Here is a 21,478-nt window from a genome sequence, read left to right on the forward strand (position 1 = left end):
CTTTTCTTGAAAACATCTGTCCTATTTAGGAATAATCAAAAATAACATGTTTAAAGCATTAACCGATACTGAAATCGTTGAACAGGCCAAACAAGAGTTACCCCACGTAACTTTGGCATTTGAAGAGTTGGTCAATAGGCATGAACAAAAGGTCTATGCCATCTGTTTACGCTATTTTGGCAATGCAGAGCAAGCTGAAGAGATCTCACAAGAAACTTTTTTAAAAGTGTTTCAGCAATTAAAAAATTTTCGGGGTGACGCGCAGTTTTCGACCTGGTTATACCGTATCGCAATTAATTTATGCCATACCGCAGCGCAAAGAAAATCATTCACCCAACATGACTCTATTGATGACTATGCTGACGACTTACAATTAAGTAAAGAGTTTGAATGCGATGATGAAGAGCGTTGTGTTCAATACTGCATTAATCAGCAACAAGAGCAGGAAAAGGCGATTATCAGCATGCGTTTTAATACCGAGTTGAGCTTACAAGAGATTGCCGATATCCTGGAGATAAAACTCAGTGCGACCAAAATGCGCTTATACCGAGCAATGGAAGGATTTAAACAACTTTATGAGAAATACTGCTTATGAGCCAACCATCGATAGATGAAAACAAGCTGAAAAACCTCCTGTCTATTGATGACAGTCAGCACAGTAAAGAACAACGTACCTCCATGATTATTCAAGGTGTAAACTGGTTAACATTTATTCAAGAAATTTTGATTTTATTTATCTATGTAATGCCTTTAGCGATTTTTTCCATGGCTAAAACACTGTCTAAGACAAAGGACAACAAATGAATATTAATACGGTTAAAGAGAGAATTGAGTTCACTTGGGGAGATGCCTACAACAACTTCTTAATGGTTTTGCCTGATATTTTCATTGCCTTACTGGTGTTATTAACAGGCTATTTACTGGCTATTTTTGTGCGCAAAATCAGCTTTAACCTTTTCAAAAAGCTCAAGTTTGATTGCGCCGCAGAACGCATACACTTAGATAAAAAAATCTTAGCCGTAGGTATTAAACAAACCCCATCTACCCTTTTAGCGGGTCTGTTTTTTTGGCTTATTATGCTATTTACCTTTATTACTGCTGCTGAATATGCAGGGCTTACAGGCTTTGTAGATACCTTAAGCAAAATCGCCATGTATATTCCAAACCTAATGGCGGCACTCATTATTTTGGTGGCTGGTTTATTTGTAGCGCACTTTATTCGCAATGCTTTAAACAGCGCACTTAAAAACTTCATTCCCGCGGCCGCCAAACTCGTCTCTAGCTTTGTTTACGGTGTATTGGTCGTTATCATCGTGCTAACCGTTTTAGAACAGCTCGCCTTTGACACTCAGCTAATTCAAATGATTATCTTGGTCGCCTTTACCAGCTTTGCCTTAGCGATTGCCATTGCCATAGGGATTGGTAGCGCCCCCCAACTAAAAAAAATACTCTCTAGCTACTATTTAAAAGAGCACATCAATGTCAAAGACGTCATTAGTGTTCAAGGTAAAACAGGAGAGGTGTTAAAAATAGATGCAAGCAGCACTCAAATCAAAACCGAGGATGAAATCGTGGTGATTCCCAATGACCAACTCCTAGACCAAATTTACAGCAAACAACAGAAATAACAGCTGTTCAGCATTATTTAAAGTTACCAGGCCTGGTAACTTTAAAACAGACCTAAAAATATTTTCAATTTTGAAAAGAATTTTGAAAATATTTGTGACTTATTACAGTAACTAACCGTCTTAATTAACGAAAAGTTATTTTTGACTTAAAACAGATATAAAGGATTATTTATTATGAAAACACAACTACTTCCTATTATTGCATTGATTACGGTTACGGCTAGCTCAAATGCCTTTGCTGCAAATGAAGCCTATGTTACAGACGGATATGGCGCTATTGTTAAAGACAATTACGGAAGTTGTGTCCGCTCATCTAAATGGACAGCTGAAACGGCTGATGCAAGCTGCGAGAAAGCAACACAAACAGCGCCTAAAGCCGAAAGCAATACCTCTGAAAGAGTAGCAGCACCTGCTCCAACTTTGTTAGCTCCTGCAAAAGAAGATATTGATGGTTCAAAACAAAACGCCTACGTTATCGACTCAAGCAATCGTATTGTGCGTGATGGTTACGGTTACTGCGTTCGCACGATTCATTGGTCAAAAGAGACGGCCATTCCTAAATGTGAAGGCTGGGCAGAACCAAAAGCGCCTGAAGTGGTTAAACCTGCACCTGTGCTAGTACCAAAACCTGCTCCCGTTGTAACTAAAGTGAAAGATGACGCACCTGTTGCTTTCCGTGGATTCTTTGATACCAATAAAAGCCTATTAAAAGATGAAGCAAAAACCAAATTAAATGACTACTCTGAGTATATGGAACGCAACACCAATACCTCGGTAAAAGTGAGCGGTCATACAGATTCAACAGGAACTGAAGCCTATAACCAAGGGTTATCAGAAAGACGTGCTAATGCGGTCAAAACCTACCTTGAATCTAAGGGTATTGATGGCCAACGCATTCAAACAGAAGGCTTTGGTGAAACACAACCGATTGCGACTAACCGCACTAAAGAAGGTCGTGCTGAAAACCGTCGTGTTGAGTTAGAAATCATTAAATAAGCTAACTAGAGCTCACCACAAGTGAGCTTAAAATGCGATTTAAAACGGTCGTCTCCAATAGCATGGATTCGGCCGTTTTTTTATGATTAATATCACTTTATCTTCTTCACCAATATTCAGTTATGTTGACAGAACCAAAGCAATACCGCTATCTTTAACCTAATGTTTAAACTGTCTGCCTAGCTAACAAACTTATCACGGATTAGAGGTTCCAATGCTCGATTTTATTAAAGACTCTTTCAGCTACCCAAATCATCCATTGATTGACGCCCTTATTTTACTTACGATTGCAGCAGTCATTGCGCTATTCATTAGTTACTTTATTCAATGGACATTACTAAAATGGGCACAACTGAAACATCGCGTTAATTTGGCCTTTATCTTTCAGGCCATTCGTCTTCCTATTACTGTTTCTATTCTATTGATTGGTATTCATAATGCCTTTCATCTTTTTGAGTTAGGTGACAAGTTACAAACTCTCCTGCCAATGATTCTACAAAGTATTGATACGATTGTTTGGGGTCAGTTTATTTATCGTAGCTCGCAATTCAGCCTCAAAAATCTGAGCCAAACCCATAAACCTGGTTCCTTTATTCAACCCCAAACCCTGCCTTTATTTGAAAATATTGCAGCGGTATTGGTTGTACTGATTATTTTCTACCTATTATTTATCACCTGGAATATCGACATGAGTGCTTGGTTAGCCTCGGCGGGTATTATTGGTATTGCGGTTGGTTTTGCAGCTAAAGACACCATTGCCAACCTGCTTTCAGGTGTATTTATTTTGGCAGATTCGCCTTATAAGATTGGCGATTACATTGTGATAGATAGCGGTGAACGTGGCATGGTAACCCATATTGGTTTGCGTTCTACCCGAATTTTAACCCGTGATGACCTAGAGATTAACGTACCCAATGCGATTATCGCTAACGGTAAAATCGTTAATGAATCATCAGGTCGTCATATTAAATCCAGAACCCGAGTTGCCGTGAGCGTGGCTTACGATGTAGATATCGATCATGCCAAACAGACCCTTATGGATATCGCTAAACAAGAAATTCAGATTTGTACCGACCCAGAACCACGCGTACGTTTCAGACGTTTTGGTGCTTCTGGCTTAGATTTAGAACTATTGGTTTGGATTGACGACCCTGAAATTCGTGGACGAGTTGTAGATAGTTTAAACACCGCCATTTACAAACGTTTTGCCATTGAAGGCATTGAAATCCCATTCAGCAAACACGACCTTTATATTAAATCGATGCCTGAACACATTTCTGAATAATGTTCAGTAATCATATTTTTACTTAGGACTTTTGCGGCGAAATAACCAACAAAGCGCGCAATTTTTTTTGTCCAAATCGCGCCATGGCATTAAAGCTTTGGCGTTTTACTGGCACTTGCTCAAAATCTGTTTGTGTTAAATAGTCTTCACCGCTCATATCGGGGTCATTTATATAAAAACACGCATCATCCGAAGCGGCTACATAAACCCAGTGTGGTGCTTTATTACGATTAAAACGCCAAGTACTAATCAGTGCCAAAACAGGGTATTCACTCTCTAATAACGAATCCATCTCAGCATCACTTAACTGCTGAACACTTAAATCAATGTCTGTTTGCGCCATCTGACTCAAAAACTCTTGGTGCACCAAACGAATAATGTGTTTTTTCTCTTCACTACGTAGCCCATCTTCAAATGGGGTTTCGTCGGTATTAATACACAATTTAACTTTAAACCCTCTGCGCCAAGCGCTTAAAGCTAAACCGTGAGGTGAACAGCCGCCATGCCCAGAGGTCATAAAAATCGTGGTCGCTTCGCGCCAAATTTGCAACTCTTCATGGCGTGTCATCTCATAATTTTTATCTAGGGTTTTCATCGCCATCATCAATGAGGCTGGGCCACAGGTAAACTCGGTTGTTTGTTGGTAATAAGGTTTAGGGCGATGTTTACGTTTGGCACTTAACACAATGCGTTTTTCCATCTTAAACGCATCCCCACCGTCTTCGTAATAACCAGGCAGTTCACCAATCGTTTTATAGCCAAACGATTGATATAACTTAATCGCCGCTTGATTTTGTTGGTTAACTTCTAAACGCATATACACACACAAACGCTCTGCGGCTTGCTGTTCGGCGTGTTTTAAAATTTCACTGGCGTAACCTTTGCCACGTGCTTCAGGCACTAGAACGATTGAGTACAAACGTGCCAAACTTGTGCCTGTTCGGTAGAGAAGCAAAGAGTAACCAATGACTTGGCCATTTAGAGTAAACAGCCATAATTGATGAGCGCCATTTTTAATAAAGTGTTTAAAGCTTCTACGTGACAGTTTGTCAGTGGTAAAACAGCCATTTTCAATCTCTAATAAGGCGGTTAAATCTTCTTTATTCGCCAAACGAATTGCTGTTTGTTCCATTGGCTGTTTATCAACCATGTTCTGTTAATCCTGTTAAGGCTAGGTTCACCACCTGCCGAGAACGAAACAGCACCTGTTGTTGCCAGCTCGCTTCAAATGGATAAAAAAAGTTTCTCATCGCCACCACTCGGCTCTCATCCAATTTACGGGGCTCCCCCTCTTGCAAACTCAACTGGTATTGTTGCTCAAACCATAGGTTTGAAATCAACTGTTCAACGGGATAAGTACCAAATTCTAATGTGATAAAACAACCTCGGTCTTGAATAATGTTATGCCAATAAAAGTCCAACAACCCCAGTTTTGGCGCAGAAGAAGACTCCCCTAACAGGGCAGAATAAGCGTTATCACCATACAACCGACTTGCCCACTCAAACCCTTTGCTATTAGGCTCATGGTCATTGATAACCTCACCATAGCCATAAGGCCCCAAACCCGTATGCACATCTATGACCGACAAACGTTCAGCCTGCTGAATAAAAGCATGTGAAGTTATTTGATTAAGCACTTCACGTGACCAAGAAGGGGCTTTACCACCATAAAAAAGCCCGTTCTGATCTTGATACTGCCCGCGAGTTAAGGATGCTATAAACTCATCAAACGCATCCGCAGAAAAAGCGGATTTTAACCCCTTATACCCTTGTTCATCTAACATTGAACAGGCCTGGTTAATTTCTTTATACCCTTCTTGCACAGGAAGTTCGTCCGAAAAATCAATAAAGTTGCGATTCAAATCAATACCTTGGTGATCACATCGTCTTGACCAGGCCACTCCCCAAGGATTTAAAGCGTGAATCATCAATACACCTAAGTCAGCATTTGCCTGTAACACCTCAACCAGCTCTGGAAGTAAATCGGCTTGCACCGCCGAACCTGTTAACCCTTCGACACCATGCGTGCCCGAAATGAGTACCAAAACCGCTTTTGGTGTAGTTGATTGCCCTAAAAAAAGCACATCACAAAATAAAGGTTCATTATTTGGCCCTTTTAAGGGGTGCTCAAATTCACGCTGCTCAACAAGCAAAGCAGCAGGAAATATTTGCTGTGTTTTTTGAAAAAATGTACGGCTTGAAAGATACTCTTTTTGAAAGCAAATAGGCACTAAATCGGCGTGTAAATTAAACATTAGAATTCCTTATACTGGAAAACGAATCATACTGCTTAAAATATTGAAATGCCAAGTAAAATTTTGATTGTTATTTAACTATTTTTACTGTAAAAATCACTTTTATTTCAACCTCATTTACGGAGACCTTAATGAGCCAATTTTATGTCGTTGTGGACAAGCTAAGCGACTGGCAACCTTACTACCCTAGCCAAGATGTTATTACTTTTGATGACTATCTTGAACAGACATCAAACTCTAAGAAAAAACGTGTGCGCATTATTAATTTATGCCGTGATTATCGCTATTTAAAAACAGGCTATTACTGTTCATTATTGGCTGAGGCTAGAGACCATAACGCCTTTCCATCAGTCAAAACCATTAACGATATGGGAAGCCACTCATTGGCTTCACTTCAATTTGAGAAAACCAACCAATTGATGAGCAACCTCGCTCATGGACAAAATGGTGATAGTCTAAAATTTCGTTGTTGGTTTGGACAAACACTGCAACCGCAATTTGAAAAATTGGCCAATACTTTATTTGAACGTTTTCCCACACCATTATTAGAAGTAACGCTCACCTACAAAGACGCTTGGCAAATTAAACGTGTTAAAGCCATTGCACTCTCATACCTAAAAGAAGCGGCTGAACAAGAAGCTTTTGCTAATGCATTTGAACGCTTTAGTTTAAAAATGTGGCGTAAACCAAAGCTGCAAAAACAGTTCCGCTACGATTTAGCGATTTTAATTGACCCCAAAGAAGAGCTACCGCCAAGCGATGAGAAAGCGTTAAAACTATTTGAAAAAGCCGCTCATCAACAAGGCATGGCGACCGAGCGAATTACTCGTAAAGACTACATGCGTTTAGCCGAATTTGATGCACTATTTATTCGTCAAACGACCTCAGTGAACCACTACACCTATCAGTTTGCCAAAAAAGCCGAAGCTGAAGGCCTCGTAGTCATTGATGACCCAACCTCCATTTTACGCTGTACCAACAAGGTCTATTTGGCGGATCTACTTAATACCCATAAAGTTGATACCCCAAAAACCCGTATTGTAAAAAACGCCTCTAGTGAAGTCTTCAAAACATTAGAAAGCGAAATCGGTTTTCCAATGGTGCTTAAAATTCCAGACGGTTCTTTCTCGCGAGGTATTGTTAAGGTTGAAAATCAGCAGGCGTTAGAAACTGAGGCAAAAACGTTATTTGAAGAGTCTGCATTATTGTTGGCGCAAGAGTTTATGTACACCGAGTACGATTGGCGTATTGGAGTGCTAAACCATAAACCCCTGTTTGCTTGCCGTTACTATATGGTGAATAACCACTGGCAAATCTATAAACATGAAACCAATAATACCGAGTCAGGCGGATTTGAGACCTTACCCTCTTTTGAAGCACCTAAAAAGGTTATTGAGACCGCTTTAAAAGCAACTAAACTAATTGGTAACGGTTTTTATGGGGTGGATATTAAGCAGTCGGGCGACCGCGTTGTGGTCATTGAAGTGAATGATAACCCCAGTATTGAGCACGGCGTGGAAGATGCCTATTTAGGTAAACAACTTTACAATGAAATCATTAAAGATTTTATTGAACGAATTGATTCACGTGGAAAAAAGCCTTAAATAACTAAAACCCGCCCTTGTCTACGAGGGATCAGTTGGTTTTCATAAATCTGTTTTTTGAACGGATAACCCATTTAAAAAAATCTGTACGCCTTGCTTTAGTGCCAAGGCGACCTCTTCTTCAGAAATCACTTCACCAAACAGTTGTCGATTTACAAAAGCGCCTTTAATCATTTCCATAAACTGTGAAGCCGCCAAATAAGTATCTTCTACCGCAATTTTTTCAGCTTGAACTTGTTTATCTAAATAATTAGCCAACATTCCAATAGCAACTTGTGGCCCATATTTATAGTAAATTCTTTGTATTTCTTGCTGGTCAGCATTGTTTTCCATTAACACCATTCGATAAATAGCAATACCATCTGGCCTTAATATCACGCTCTGCATGTGCTTACCAAAACGTTGCAAACTAAGCTCTATATCATCACTCCAAACCACTCCCTCTTCCAACTCATTGAAAAAAGTCAGGGTTATTTTCCTAAATACCGCCTCAAATAAACCGAGTTTATTACCAAACATTCTATACAAGGTCACTAAAGACCCGCCAGATAATCGCACGATTTCATTCACGCTCGTACTGGCATAACCTTGTGTTAAAAACATTTCCTCGGCGGTTTCTAAAAACTTTTGTTGGCGCGCTAACCCTCTTTTATTAGAGGGTTCAACGATTTTATGAGTAGGAAATTGAGACATAGTGAGTACAAATAATTCAAGAGTAATAATAAGGATATTGTACCTTAAAATTTATTTTTTCTGATGATTGAAATAAAAGTGTAGTATGTGCTACACTTTTGTATTCAACTTTATAATATGCATAGGAATTCATGATGTTTTCAGCCATTTTTAGTCCAAAAACTCGCTTTGCTAAAAGTGTAATCAGCGCATTTTTATTTATCCCACTTTTTGTCATTGCGGCTGAACAACCGCAAAAACCACAAGCAATGCCCGTTGTGGCCAAAGCGGTTATCCAACAAGATGTAGCGACCTATGCAGAATATTCTGCTCGTTCTCAATCGGCTCAACAAGTAGATGTGTACGCTCGAGTCAGTGGCATTTTAGAGAAAAAGTTTTTTACCGAAGGCCAAACCGTCAAAACAGGGCAGTTGCTCTATAAAATTGATGATCGTAAGTACCGTGCCATGGTTCTTAAAGCTAAAGCGCAAGTAAGCGTTGCTCAAGCCAACCTTAACCAGGCTGAACGTGAATACAATCGTGTAAAAGGCTTATATAAAAACAAAGCAGTGAGTGCTCAAGAAGTAGACAGTGCTCTATCAACTTTGGAACTTGCAAAAGCGAATCTACTTGGCCAACAAGCTGCACTGAATGAAACTCAAATTGATCTAGACTACACAGAGGTTCGCGCTGAGGCTTCTGGTGTAATCGGTATAAAACAGCAAGATATTGGTAGTTTAGTGGGAAGTAGCTCAGACAACAGCCTGCTGACTACAATTACCCAGCTCGACACTATTCATGTGATATTTGCTATTCCTGATGCTGACTTTACTAAACAGCAAAAAATGGTTGAAGCTGGCAAGCTTAAAGCCTTACCGCAAAAAGAGTGGACAGCAGAAATTATCAACAACCAAAACAAAGTATTGGCCTCAGGTCATATTAATTTTATCGATAGTCAAATCAATCCTGCAACAGGAAGTATTCAGGCTCGTGCCGTATTTGACAACCCAAATACCAACTTATTGCCAGGTGAATTTGTACGTTTAAGAGTGGGCAGTGCAATTAGGAGAAATGTTTTTGTCATACCTCAAAAAGCCGTTTTGCAAATGGGTCAACAAGCCTTTGTGTATAAAGTTGAAGATGGCATTGCTAACCTAGCTCCCGTGCAAATTGAGGCTCAACAGGGTAATAATTGGCTCATTGATTCAGGGCTAAAAGACGGCGATATGGTTGTGGTGAATAATCTCATTAAACTTAGACCAAAAACACCTGTAACCGTACTACCCGAAAAAACAGCGAACGCTGATAACAACCAATCGTCTCAATAATTTGACGTTTATCGCTTATACAGTCATTAACCTGCAAAACGTTAATTTAAGGATTCACCATGTTTTCTAACTATTTTATTAACCGCCCTGTACTTGCAACGGTTCTGTCGCTTGTTGTCATAATTGCGGGTTATCTAGCGATGAAATCGCTACCTATTTCCGAATACCCAGAAATTGTTCCGCCACAAGTTGCCGTAACGGCAAGTTACCCTGGTGCCAGTGCTGAAACCATATCGGATACCGTGGCCGCCCCCCTGGAGCAAGCCATTAATGGCATAGATGACATGCTTTACATTAACTCTGTAACCTCATCATCAGGCACTTTAACATTAACAGTCACCTTTAAAATCGGTACGGATATTGATAAAGCCAATATCAATGTTAATAACAAGGTACAGGGCGCTTTAAGCAAATTACCCTCCGAGGTTCAGCGTATTGGTGTTCAAGTTAATAAAAAATCATCAAGTATTTTAAAAGTTATCTCGCTCTATTCAGATGATTCAACACTCGATACCGTGTTTATTGCCAACTATGGCTTAATTAACGTTTTGGATGAGCTATCCAGAATTCCTGGCGTGGGCGAGGCTCGCCAGTTTGGCAGTAAAGATTACTCCATGCGTATTTGGTTAGACCCAAATAAATTAGCGCAATATAACCTAACACCAAATGATATTTACCAAACAATACAATCGCAAAACTCACAGTTTGCTGCAGGTCGATTTGGACAGGAACCAATGGAAAATGCACAAGCATTTACCTACACGGTAACAACAGAAGGACGTTTATCGCAACCTGAACAATTTGAAAACATTATTTTACGTGCGCAAAGTGATGGTAATTCTTTACGTTTAAAAGATGTTGCACGAGTTGAACTGGGCGCTCAAGACTACGCCTTTAATGCCACCTATGACGGCAAACCGACTGTGCCAATTGGGGTGTTTTTAAAACCTGGGGCTAACGCTTTAGAAACCTCTGAACAGATTGATTCAAAACTTGCCGAGCTATCAAAAAGTTTTCCAAAAGGCTTAGATTATGCAGTGCCTTATGACACCACGGAGTTCGTCAATATCTCAATTGAAAAGGTAATTTATACCCTTTTTGAAGCACTTATTTTAGTGGTGTTAGTGGTTTACCTCTTCTTACAAAATGCCCGCGCTACTTTAATTCCAGTACTTGCCATACCCGTATCCATTATTGGTACTTTTATTGGTATGTATCTGTTAGGTTTTTCAATCAACCAATTAACGCTTTTTGGCATGATACTCGCCATAGGAATTGTGGTCGATGATGCCATTATTGTGGTCGAAAACGTAGAGCGCATTATGCACACAGAAAAACTCTCTGCGCGTGAGGCAACCATTAAGGCGATGAGTGAAATCACAGGACCAATTATCGCTATTGTTTTGGTGCTTGGCGCCGTATTTATTCCTGTTGCATTTATTGAAGGCCTAACGGGTCAAATGTATAAACAATTTGCCATTACTATTGTTATCTCCGTCACAATCTCTGGTTTAGTGGCTTTAACACTCACCCCCGCTTTATGCGCCAATATATTGCAACCAGTACAAACGAAATCAAGCGGATTTTTTCATGCTTTTAACCGTTTCTTTGAGACCACAACCAAAGGTTTTTCAGCGGGTGTTCGCACCATTATGCGTTATAGCTTAATCAGCGTATTGCTTTTTGCAGGCCTGGTATTTATTACTTATCAATCGTTAGGTGGCTTACCAAAAGGTTTATTACCCCAAGAAGATAAAGGAACACTGTTTGTTTTAAACTACCTACCGCCAGCTTCGTCTCTAGCGCGCACTGAGGTGGCTAGAGATCAAGCATCTGAGATGTTACTGCAACACCCTAGTGTTGAACATGCAATCAGTTTTGCTGGTTTTGATTTACAGACGTTTACACAAAAAACCGACTCTGCTATCTCTTTTGTTACCCTAAAACATTGGGATGAACGTCAAGAACCTAATGAAAGCTCATCTGCAATTGTCGGGCAATTATTTGGTCAATTGATGGCGATTCCTGATGCTTTTAGTATTCCAATTGGAATGCCTACGATTATGGGCATGAGTATGACAGGTGGTTTTGAAGCTTATTTACAAAACCGTAATGGCGATGGCTCTCAGGCATTAGCTAAAACAACCGAAGAATTAATTGCTAAAGCAACAGCCCGCCCAGAGTTGGCTTCGGTTCGTACTACCTTTTCAACCAAGGTTCCGCAATATGAGATAAAACTTGACCGCGAAAAAGCTCAGGCTATGCAAGTGCCAATCAATGATGTCTTCGCAGCCATGCAAGCCACCTTTGGTTCTCTTTATGTGAATGACTTTAACCTCTATGGACGCACCTATAAAGTGAACCTGCAGTCAGAAGCCAACTACCGCGAAAAGCCTGAGGACTTGGCGCAAGTATTTGTGCGTTCGCAAACTGGGCAAATGATTCCGCTTAGTTCACTTGTTAGTGTAGAACGTCAAACAGGAGCCGATGTTGTTGACCGTTTTAACCTATTCCCTGCGGCCAAATTAATGGGCGAACCCGCTCCTGGTTATAGTTCAGGGCAAGCGATTGCCGCTTTTGAAGAGGTCGCTAATGAAATAATGCCTCAGGGTTATAGTCTGGGTTGGGTCGGTGAAGCCTTCCAAGAAAAACAATCATCAAGCTCGGGTAACCAGGCCTTCTTATTTGGTTTATTGTTTGTCTTTTTAATTCTTGCCGCGCAGTATGAACGGTGGTCAATTCCTATTGCCGTTTTAACCGCTGTGCCTTTTGCGGTATTAGGAGCAACCATTGCGGTGAGTTTAGGCGGTTTACAGAATGATATCTACTTCCAGCTCGGCTTACTGACCTTAATTGGTTTATCCGCCAAAAATGCCATTTTGATTGTTGAGGTGGCTATGCAAAAACACAAACAAGGCATACCACTTGCAGAAGCTGCCGAAATAGCTGCCAGACTTAGGTTTAGACCGATTGTTATGACCTCCTTGGCCTTTACGATTGCCGCAATACCATTAATGTTAAGCACGGGGGCAGGTGCAGCGGCACGTCATGCCGTGGGTACAGGCCTGGTAGGAGGTATGATTGCCGCCACCCTGTTTGCGCCCTTATTTGTACCGATGTTTTTCCGTTTGGTGGCAGGTTTTTCAGAACGATTTGGCTCAAAAAAACCACAGCCTTCTGAACCGCTAACCACAGAAAATAAGGAGTCTTAATAATGAAACAATTATTCACCATTTCGACTCTCATTCCCGTCATGTTATTGGCGGGTTGTAGTCAAATTCCAGCTTATCAAACACCTAAAACAGAACTACCGAGTTCTGAAAACTGGCAAAACCAACAAAACAGCGTGGTAATGAATTTAGATTTAAATGAACAGGCCTGGTTACAGCAACTCTCTGGAGATCAAAACCTATTTCATTTGATTAATGAAGCGCTAACCCATAACAGTGATATTCAACTGGCCAAACTCAATTTACAACAAGCCCGTTTACTGTTAACACAGAGTGCTTCAGCGCAATACCCGGAATTGAGTGTAAGCAGTGATTTAGCCCGAACTCAAGTCAGTGAAGAAGCTTACCCTGTTGGCTCACAGTATACCTTTGGGCAGTTTACACTAGGTGCACTTTTAAGTTATGAGCTTGATGTTTGGGGTAAAAATGACGCTTTAAAACAGCAAGCACAAGCTAATGTAAATGCCACCGAAGCGGATCAAAAAACCATTAAATTAAGTGTGACCACGGCGGTAGCTAAAGCCTATTTAAATTTAATGGCCTTAAATCAAAACGTACGTTTGGCACAAAACACGGTTCAGTCTCGACAAGAGGCTCTGACACTCCGCCAAACTCAACTTGAATATGGTTCTGTAACACCACTCTATGTCCATCAAGCGGAATCAGAGTTAGCTTCAGTTCAAATCGCCTTACAACAACAGATTGAGCAACGTGATTTACAACTGCATGCTTTAGCGGTTTTAGTCGGTCGTTCACCTAAAGCGATGAGTACGTTAACCAGCAAAACGATAGAAACACAAACGCTTACGTTAAGTGATCGTTTACCTATTCCAGCAGGCCTGCCTTCTGACTTACTGGAACGTAGACCCGACATTGTTGCAATGGAACAGCGTTTAATTGCGGCAAATGCTAATATTGGCGTAGCTAAAGCGGCTCTGTTTCCTTCTATCAGTTTAACAGGCCTGGTAGGTTTTCAGAGTGAAGCCCTAAATCAGTTATTCAGCGACCAATCTATTGGTTGGAATGCTTCGGCTGCGATTAATGCGCCTATTTTTGATTACGGAAAACGTCAGTCACAAGTACAAACAACGGAAGCTCAGAAGCAAGCCTTAGCCATTCAATATCAGCAAACTGTGCGCACAGCCTTTAAAGAGGTTTTGGATGCGTTAACACAGCTAAAAGGCAGTAGCAAACAGCTTGAAGCAACGCAACGACAAGTCATTGCACTGAACCAAATATTGGATTTAGCGCAAAAACGCTTTGACGCAGGTTACTCAAGCTATTTAGAAGTGCTGGATGCACAGCGAAACCTCTTTACAGCTGAACTTGCACAAGTCAGCATGAAACTGAATCACTCAAGTGCCCTAGTGAGTTTGTATAAAGCATTGGGTGGTAATTGGCAAGGCAGCCAGAATAACAATTCATAAGGAAAATGAAGCATGTTCAAACGTTATAACAAAGAAGTTATCGGCCTCTCAGCACTGATTGCGCTATGTTTTTCCAACCCTGTAACGGCCGCTGTTTACGCAGACTCTTTTAGTGAAGCGTATCCAGAGTATGCAAAAGAAGTTAGCAGCTTAGAAAAACAGCTGGGCTATATCGGTAAAACCTTGCCTATCCCGCAGTTAAAAGAGGTGGCTCCAGGAGTTTATACCTCGGTTGGTAGTATGATTTGGGGTAATCCTGGCAATTTTGGTTTTAATAACAATATGAGCGCCGTTATTTTTGAAGATGGCGTTTTTGTTTATAACTCAGGGCCTAATGAAGCCGTTGCTTATAGCTTTCATCAGGCCTTGAAAAAGGTTACTAACAAACCCGTCAAGTGGGTGGCTATTGAGAACTACCAAGGCCACGCCAATATGGGCGCAAGTTATTGGGTAGATATTGGTGTTAAAAATATTTATTCACAAGAAGAGGCAACCAAATATTGGGACAAAAACTTCAACAAAGCTAAAGCAAGATACACACGCTCTGTAGGTACGGTGATTAATAGCCATTCTTACAATGCAACCAGTAAATACACCAGCTTTAAAGACCAAATAACCATTGATGTGGGCAATGGCGAACAAGTTCAATTAATTAACTTTGGCGGTGGGCACACCCCAACCATGACAGGCGCTTATATTCCCTCAAAAAACATCGTTTTTAGTGGTGATTTAGGTTTTAATGAACGTTTACCAGGCCTGTTTGAAGATGGTAGTTACATTGAGTGGATGGCCTCGTTTGATAAGATGATGCGCTTGACGAATAATGACACCATTATAATTCCTGGACACGGCAACCCAGCAAATGCACAAGTGATTAAAGTACAAACTTATGACTATTTTGTGGAGCTTGCAAATCAAGTAAAAGCGTTTATAAAAGATGGCGGCAGAGTGGATGACATTGGCACAATTGACCAATCTAAACATCAAGCAAGACCTGCCTATAAAGAGCTATACGAAAGAAATGCCAGAAATATCTATAATGAGTTGAACAGATAGCTAAAAAGATAATTAAACCCGTTTAATAACGGGTTTAACACGTTAATATTATTGCATTATTCTTCTTTAGAAAGCGAACCCCACAACGGCAAAACCTTGCTAAGAACTTGAAATATAGATTTAATTTGTTATAATAATTGTGATTTAATAAACTTAAAAAAATATTATTTTATTTATTGTATTTAATACAATTTCTACTGCGTTTAGGCGCCCCCTTTCCTTAGACCTTAATAGGTCAAGTCTAATCCAGAGGATACGTCCCGAGGAATCAATCGTTTGGTGCAAATCTTTCACGAGGCTTACTTGTGCCTATCAGAAAGTCATTTACACCCTGGTCAACGATGCATCTTTACCCATGCATATCACGCTATTTACATTGCGATTGGTTGATTTAATCAACTTAAAAACAATCAAAAGAACTTATTATGGAGCCTGATACAAAAACTGCAATTTCATTTCGAACACCTAAAATCGAAGATGGACTTGCCATCTATTCGCTCATAAAGCGATCGCCCCCACTAGATTTAAACTCTAGCTACCTCTATTTTTTGCAAGCCACTCACTTTGCCGACACCTGCGTTGTGGCAGAAAAAGACAATCAAATTGTTGGCTTTGTCTCAGGCTACTTTCGGCCTGATAAAGAAGACAGTTTATTTGTTTGGCAAATTGCTGTTTCAGATACCTGTCGAGGTCAAGGTTTAGGTCGACAATTAATCTATCACTTAATCAGAAACCAGGTTCACAGACCGATTGTGCGTGATGTGTGCTGCACCATCAGCCCCTCTAATACCGCGTCGCAAAATCTCTTTAAAAGTTTTGCAGAACAGCATGGGTTAATTGTCGAAATTACACCATTCTTAGAAAAAACGCATTTTGGTTCAGAAGAACATGAAGAGGAAGAGCTCTACACACTTAGAGCGGCCTATAAACAAAACCTAATTAACACTTTATTTTAAATTTAGAAACTGGGAGACACTGATGTCTTTATCAATTTTCAATCAATATGAATCAGAAGTGCGTGGCTATGTTCGCTCATTTCCGACTGTTTTCAAAACTTCAAAAATGTCCGAAATCTGGGATGAAGAAGGCAAACGCTATATCGACTTCTTTGCTGGAGCTGGTGCATTAAACTATGGTCATAACAACGATATTATCAATAGCGCCGTTATTGATTATCTTCAAAACAATGGAATTGGTCACGCCTTGGATATGGCTACCGTCGCCAAACGTGATTTTATGGAAACGTTTGTCAACAACATTCTTAAGCCTCGTGACTTAGATTACAAGCTTCAATTTGTTGGACCAACAGGTACTAATGCCATTGAAACGGCCTTAAAAATTGCCCGTAAAGTTAAAGGCCGTAAACAGGTTATGTCTTTTACCAATGGTTTTCACGGTATGTCGATGGGTTCTTTAAGTATTACAGGTAACAGCTATTACCATGATGATAACTATGGTGTTCCAGGCTATACCTACCAGGTGCCATTCCATAATTACCTTGGTGATAAGGTCGATACCATGGCTTACCTACGTAAAATCATTGAAGATGAGTCTTCAGGAACGGAGCTTCCTGCCGCAATTGTGCTTGAAACCATTCAGGCTGAAGGTGGAATCAATGTCGCGGGTGAAGAGTGGCTACAAGCGTTAAGACAAATTTGTGATGACTTTGATATTTTAATGGTCGTTGATGATATTCAGGTAGGTAATGGCCGCTCTGGTGAGTTCTTTAGTTTTGAACGTGCAGGCGTAGTACCTGACATTGTTACCCTTTCAAAATCCATTGGCGCAGGTCACCCTATGTCATTAGTTTTAATGAAACCCGAACTTGATAAGTGGAGCCCAGGTGAACACTCTGGAACCTTCCGTGGTAACAACCTCGCCTTTGTAGCGCAAACTGCGGCTCTTAAAAAGTACTGGTCAGATGGCAGTTTTATCGAAACACTGCAAGCTAAATCAAACTTGGTACAAAAACGAATGGAACAACTGGCTTTAACCTACCCAAATTTGATTCGTGAGATTCGTGGCCACGGTATGATTTGGGGAGCTGAGTTTAAAAAACCAAAACTCACATCACCTATCTGCGCTCAATCATTTGAAGACGGACTTATTATTGAAACGGCTGGAGCTGAAGGTGAAGTTATTAAATTCTTAGGGCCATTAGTCATTACTGACGAACTGGTTAATGAAGGGTTTGATATTCTAGAAAACGCCATTAATAAAGTACTTAAAAAATCGCCAAACGAGGTAGCCTAAATGATAGTTAGAAACCTATATGACGACATTATTGGAACCGATGCCGATGTAGATAGTGCTCAATGGACTAGTCGCCGTTTATTGTTGGCCAAAGATGGTATGGGCTTCTCTCTGCATGACACGCTCATTAAACCGAATGAGGATTTACACCTCTGGTACAAGAACCACTTAGAAGCGGTTTATTGTATTGAAGGTGAAGGTGAGATTTACGACAAAGCCACTGGCATCACCCACCCCATTCGTGAAGGCACTGTATATGCTCTAAATGAAAATGACCAACACATTTTAAAGGCCAATAAAGGGGTACAGATGCGAATGGTTTGTGTATTCAACCCTCCAGTTACTGGGCGTGAAACCCATGACAAAGATGGTTCATATAACCTTCCAGAATAAAAGTGTATCGACCATAGTTTGTGCCTAGGCGCTAGTAATGGCGCCTACTAACCCAAAGAGACCTTTGCACGAGAAGATAAAACCAAAACAGTTGTAATTACATGGGTAATTGCATTTTTTTATGTATGAATCTCGTGCAAAGCTCTCTCACCATATAAATACCCAAAACAATAAAATCACCAAAATGATTAAGGAAAACATGCCTACAAGCACCCCAAATAAATTAAGTGTTGAAAAAATCGGTGGCACTTCAATGTCTGACTACAACGCCGTAAAAGACAATATTGTGTTATATCCAGAATCACCGTACCAAAGAATCATCGTTGTTTCTGCTTACGGTGGAGTGACAGATGACCTGCTTGAGCATAAAAAGTCAGGAAAACCTGGTGTCTATGGCTTATTTGCCAATGATGACACCGATGCCAACTGGCAGGTGGCATTAAATGAACTTGCCGACAAACTAAATGAAATTAATGCCAGCCTGTTTGATGACCCTGCACTCTTAGTAAAAGCCAATAGCTTTATTAACCTGCGTATTAAAGAGACTGAGCAATTACTGACTTATCTTCAAGACTTATGTACTCATGGCCACTTTTCGCTCGATAACCACTTATTAACGGTTAGGGAACTCTTAGCCAGTTTAGGTGAAGCGCACAGTGCGTGGAATTTAACTCATCTACTGCAAGCCGAAGGTATTAACAGCCAATTTATAGACTTAACGGGCTGGAAAACCGATGCTCCTTTGTCTCTAGATGAGATGATTCAACAACAGCTGAGTGATATCAATTTTGAGAATGTTTTACCCATCGTAACAGGCTATACCCATTGTACGGAAAATCTTATGAAAACCTACGACCGTGGTTACAGCGAAATGACCTTTAGTCGTATTGCTGTCTTATGCCAAGCAAGCGAAGCGGTGATTCATAAAGAGTACCATTTAAGTAGCGCAGACCCTCGTCTGGTAGGTGAAGAAAACGTTGTACCTATTGGTAAAACCAACTATGACATTGCCGATCAACTGGCTAACCTTGGTATGGAAGCGATTCACCCAAAAGCCGCTAAAGGTTTACGTCAAGCGCAAATTCCATTAAGAATCAAAAATACCTTTGAGCCTGAACATCACGGCACATTAATTAGTGAAGGTTATACCAGCACATCACCTCAAGTTGAAATCATTGCTGGACTACAACGCTTAATTGCGGTGGAAATTTTTGATCAAGACATGATGGGTGAACAGTGTTTTTATGAACAGGCTATTCTAAATATTACTCAACGTTTAGGCTGCGATCTCATTAATAAAGACTTTAATGCCAATACCATCACCTTATACCTTAATGATTCACTTAAAAAAGTAAACCGTTTAAAGCAACAGCTACAAAACAAATTACCTACGGCCTCAATTCAAACCAGTAAAGTCGCTCTGGCCTGTGCAATGGGAAGCGATATGCGTATTAAAGGTTTTTTATCGACCGCCGTACAGTCTCTTTACAAAAATGGCATTAATATCGAGGCGATTCACCAAAATACTCGCCAAGTTGAAATGCAGTTTTATGTAAGTGAAAACGACTATGAAAAAACCATTAATACGATGCACGAAAACCTAGTCGCAATTCATAATCATGGGAGTGCTATATGCAAGCATTAATCTTAATTCTTTTTTTAGCGTTAACACCGCAATTAGGGTTTGCTGAAAGCCCTCACAACAAAGAAACTCAAGATGTTAATCAGCTTAAAGAGCCCATGTACAACCCGTTTATTGAACGCTATGTCATTGACGAACTCAAAGATTTACGTGCCGATATGATGCAAATGCACGTTGACCTCACCAAAGAGGTGACTAATCGCGATATTAGCCTCACCACCCGTGCCGTAAGCTACGTTAGCGATACCGTAACCTATTTCTTTTACCTTATTGCGGGTATCAGTTCCGTATTGGTTCTCTTAGGTTGGAACTCTATTCGAGATATTAAAGAAAAAGTACATGACCTAGCCGACTCAAAAGTAAATGCCGTTATCGATGTTTACGAACAACGTTTAGCCAAGCTTGAAGAAGAGCTGAATAATAAATCAAAAGGCATTAATAACGCTCATAAGCAGCTGATTCAACACCAAGACATTCACAGTTTATGGTTAAAGGCAGGTCAAGAATCCCTGCTTAGTAATCGTATGAGTATTTACGATCAAATATTAGAAATTGACCCATACAATACTGAAGCACTCACGTATAAAGCGGATTTAGCCTTAGAAATGGATGAACCTCAATGGGCCATCAATCTTTGTAATAAAGCATTGCAAATCGACCCACAAAACCGCCATGCTTTTTATCAACTTGCAGGTGCTTTCGCACTGCTTAATCAACCCAATGAAGCTTTAGAAAATTTAGAACGTTCACTGTTAGGTACCGATGTTTCTGCGGATGAAATCATTAGCGACCCCGTCTTTAAAGATTTACTGGATAACGAAGAGTTTAAAAAACTGCTTAATATCGAAGATAAGGAATAAAACGAGGTATTAGCCTGTTTTTGCCATTGAAGCATCCATTTTATTGGCCTCCAAAGGCATCACGGTGCATGATCTTATAGCAAGTTTTACCAGGCCTGGTAACCACCTAGATTTATCACTTATTGAGCAGATAAAACAACACATAACCTCTAAATGCCATAAGACACACAACCATAAAAAAGCCTGCTTAAAGCAGGCCTCTGTATAGATATATATCTTATTTAACAATAACGCAGCATGTAAACCCTAAAACGGAACATCATCGTCATCAAAGTCATTTGGTGCATAAGCTGGTGCACGTTGTGGTTGCGCTGGTTGCTGTCCTCCCATTGGTGGTACGTTTTGCTGCCCCATTGGGTTTTGCTGTCTAGGCTGCTGTGCTGGCTGTTGATTAAAACCACCTTGTGGCTGTCCACCCATTTGACCACCTTGGTTCCCCATAGGCGCCTGGTTAAAACCTTGATCAAATGAAGCATCGCCACCTTGGCGATTTCCACCGCCTAGCATTTGCATGGTTCCGTCAAAACCGCTTAATACCACTTCAGTGGTGTAGCGATCTTGACCGTTTTGATCTTGCCACTTACGCGTTTGTAATTTACCTTCAAGATAAACTTGAGAACCTTTTTTTAGATACTGACCAGCAATTTCAGCTAATTTTCCAAACATAGAGACTCGGTGCCATTCTGTTTTTTGCTGTTTCTGCCCAGTGTTCTTGTCATTCCACTCTTCACTGGTTGCCACACTTAGGTTGGCAATGGCATTACCATTTGCCGCATATTTAACTTCTGGATCTGCACCTAAGGTTCCAACCAAAATGACTTTATTCACACCACGCATATCTATTGCTCT

19 protein-coding genes are annotated in these 21,478 nt (G+C 40.5%); 15 read left to right on the top strand and 4 right to left on the bottom strand.

Features of this window, described 5'->3' with window-relative positions:
• Nucleotides 1-46 precede the first annotated feature (46 nt).
• From A379_RS05035 to A379_RS05055, 5 genes are all read left to right on the top strand, one after another.
• The gene (locus A379_RS05035) at nt 47-595 is read left to right on the top strand and encodes an RNA polymerase sigma factor (protein ID WP_040726294.1); all 549 of its coding nucleotides are present in this window, start codon (nt 47-49) and stop codon (nt 593-595) included.
• Entirely contained in the window at nt 592-804 is a 213-nt protein-coding gene (locus A379_RS05040; RefSeq protein WP_040726295.1) for a hypothetical protein, read from the top strand. The genes A379_RS05035 and A379_RS05040 overlap by 4 nt, the downstream gene beginning before the upstream one ends.
• On the top strand, nt 801-1,628 hold the full coding sequence (locus A379_RS05045; RefSeq protein WP_040726298.1) for a mechanosensitive ion channel domain-containing protein: 828 nt from the start codon (nt 801-803) through the stop codon (nt 1,626-1,628). The genes A379_RS05040 and A379_RS05045 overlap by 4 nt, the downstream gene beginning before the upstream one ends.
• Nucleotides 1,629-1,802: 174 nt before the next feature.
• Nucleotides 1,803-2,624: an OmpA family protein gene (locus tag A379_RS12620; protein ID WP_051145016.1), complete on the top strand. Its 822-nt coding sequence runs from the start codon at nt 1,803-1,805 to the stop codon at nt 2,622-2,624.
• Nucleotides 2,625-2,838: 214 nt separating this feature from the next.
• Nucleotides 2,839-3,909: a mechanosensitive ion channel family protein gene (locus A379_RS05055; RefSeq protein WP_040726301.1), complete on the top strand. Its 1,071-nt coding sequence runs from the start codon at nt 2,839-2,841 to the stop codon at nt 3,907-3,909.
• 22 nt (nt 3,910-3,931) lie between these two features.
• Here the strand turns inward: A379_RS05055 and A379_RS05060 are convergent, their stop codons facing one another.
• Complete coding sequence (locus tag A379_RS05060; RefSeq protein WP_198525650.1) at nt 3,932-5,059, bottom strand: GNAT family N-acetyltransferase/peptidase C39 family protein; 1,128 nt, start codon at nt 5,057-5,059, stop codon at nt 3,932-3,934.
• A complete protein-coding gene (locus A379_RS05065; protein WP_040726302.1) occupies nt 5,052-6,164 on the bottom strand; it encodes a DUF2817 domain-containing protein in 1,113 nt (370 codons plus the stop codon). The genes A379_RS05060 and A379_RS05065 overlap by 8 nt, the downstream gene beginning before the upstream one ends.
• A gap of 131 nt (nt 6,165-6,295) precedes the next feature.
• On the opposite strand from A379_RS05065, the gene A379_RS05070 reads away from it, so the two are divergent.
• A complete protein-coding gene (locus tag A379_RS05070) occupies nt 6,296-7,768 on the top strand; it encodes a RimK family protein (RefSeq protein WP_040726306.1) in 1,473 nt (490 codons plus the stop codon).
• 42 nt (nt 7,769-7,810) lie between these two features.
• Here A379_RS05070 and A379_RS05075 read toward each other — a convergent pair whose 3' ends face one another.
• Nucleotides 7,811-8,461, bottom strand: coding sequence for a TetR/AcrR family transcriptional regulator (locus A379_RS05075; RefSeq protein ID WP_040726309.1), 651 nt, complete (start codon nt 8,459-8,461; stop codon nt 7,811-7,813).
• 134 nt (nt 8,462-8,595) lie between these two features.
• Here A379_RS05075 and A379_RS05080 point away from each other — a divergent pair, with 134 nt between their 5' ends.
• The 9 genes from A379_RS05080 (at nt 8,596) to A379_RS05120 (ending at nt 20,629) form a co-directional block, all read left to right on the top strand.
• The gene (locus A379_RS05080) at nt 8,596-9,768 is read left to right on the top strand and encodes an efflux RND transporter periplasmic adaptor subunit (protein ID WP_040726311.1); all 1,173 of its coding nucleotides are present in this window, start codon (nt 8,596-8,598) and stop codon (nt 9,766-9,768) included.
• Nucleotides 9,769-9,827: 59 nt separating this feature from the next.
• The gene (locus A379_RS05085; protein WP_040726314.1) at nt 9,828-12,980 is read left to right on the top strand and encodes an efflux RND transporter permease subunit; all 3,153 of its coding nucleotides are present in this window, start codon (nt 9,828-9,830) and stop codon (nt 12,978-12,980) included.
• A gap of 2 nt (nt 12,981-12,982) precedes the next feature.
• A complete protein-coding gene (locus tag A379_RS05090) occupies nt 12,983-14,425 on the top strand; it encodes an efflux transporter outer membrane subunit (protein ID WP_040726318.1) in 1,443 nt (480 codons plus the stop codon).
• A gap of 12 nt (nt 14,426-14,437) precedes the next feature.
• Entirely contained in the window at nt 14,438-15,481 is a 1,044-nt protein-coding gene (locus tag A379_RS05095; RefSeq protein WP_040726319.1) for an MBL fold metallo-hydrolase, read from the top strand.
• 425 nt (nt 15,482-15,906) lie between these two features.
• The gene (ectA, locus tag A379_RS05100; protein ID WP_051145017.1) at nt 15,907-16,437 is read left to right on the top strand and encodes a diaminobutyrate acetyltransferase; all 531 of its coding nucleotides are present in this window, start codon (nt 15,907-15,909) and stop codon (nt 16,435-16,437) included.
• A 22-nt stretch (nt 16,438-16,459) separates the two neighbouring features.
• Nucleotides 16,460-17,734 (top strand): diaminobutyrate--2-oxoglutarate transaminase, encoded by a 1,275-nt coding sequence (ectB, locus tag A379_RS05105; protein ID WP_040726323.1) that lies wholly within the window; start codon nt 16,460-16,462, stop codon nt 17,732-17,734.
• Nucleotides 17,735-18,127: an ectoine synthase gene (locus tag A379_RS05110; RefSeq protein ID WP_040726325.1), complete on the top strand. Its 393-nt coding sequence runs from the start codon at nt 17,735-17,737 to the stop codon at nt 18,125-18,127.
• A gap of 121 nt (nt 18,128-18,248) precedes the next feature.
• Complete coding sequence (locus tag A379_RS05115) at nt 18,249-19,772, top strand: aspartate kinase (RefSeq protein WP_369759609.1); 1,524 nt, start codon at nt 18,249-18,251, stop codon at nt 19,770-19,772.
• On the top strand, nt 19,760-20,629 hold the full coding sequence (locus A379_RS05120; protein WP_040726327.1) for a tetratricopeptide repeat protein: 870 nt from the start codon (nt 19,760-19,762) through the stop codon (nt 20,627-20,629). The genes A379_RS05115 and A379_RS05120 overlap by 13 nt, the downstream gene beginning before the upstream one ends.
• Before the next feature lie 246 nt (nt 20,630-20,875).
• Here the strand turns inward: A379_RS05120 and ssb are convergent, their stop codons facing one another.
• Nucleotides 20,876-21,466, bottom strand: coding sequence for a single-stranded DNA-binding protein (gene ssb / locus A379_RS05125; protein ID WP_040726329.1), 591 nt, complete (start codon nt 21,464-21,466; stop codon nt 20,876-20,878).
• Between the last annotated feature and the right edge of the window lie 12 nt (nt 21,467-21,478).

The sequence above is a fragment of the Thiomicrorhabdus sp. Kp2 genome, assembly GCF_000478585.1.
In the GTDB taxonomy this organism is placed as follows: Bacteria; Pseudomonadota; Gammaproteobacteria; order Thiomicrospirales; family Thiomicrospiraceae; genus Thiomicrorhabdus.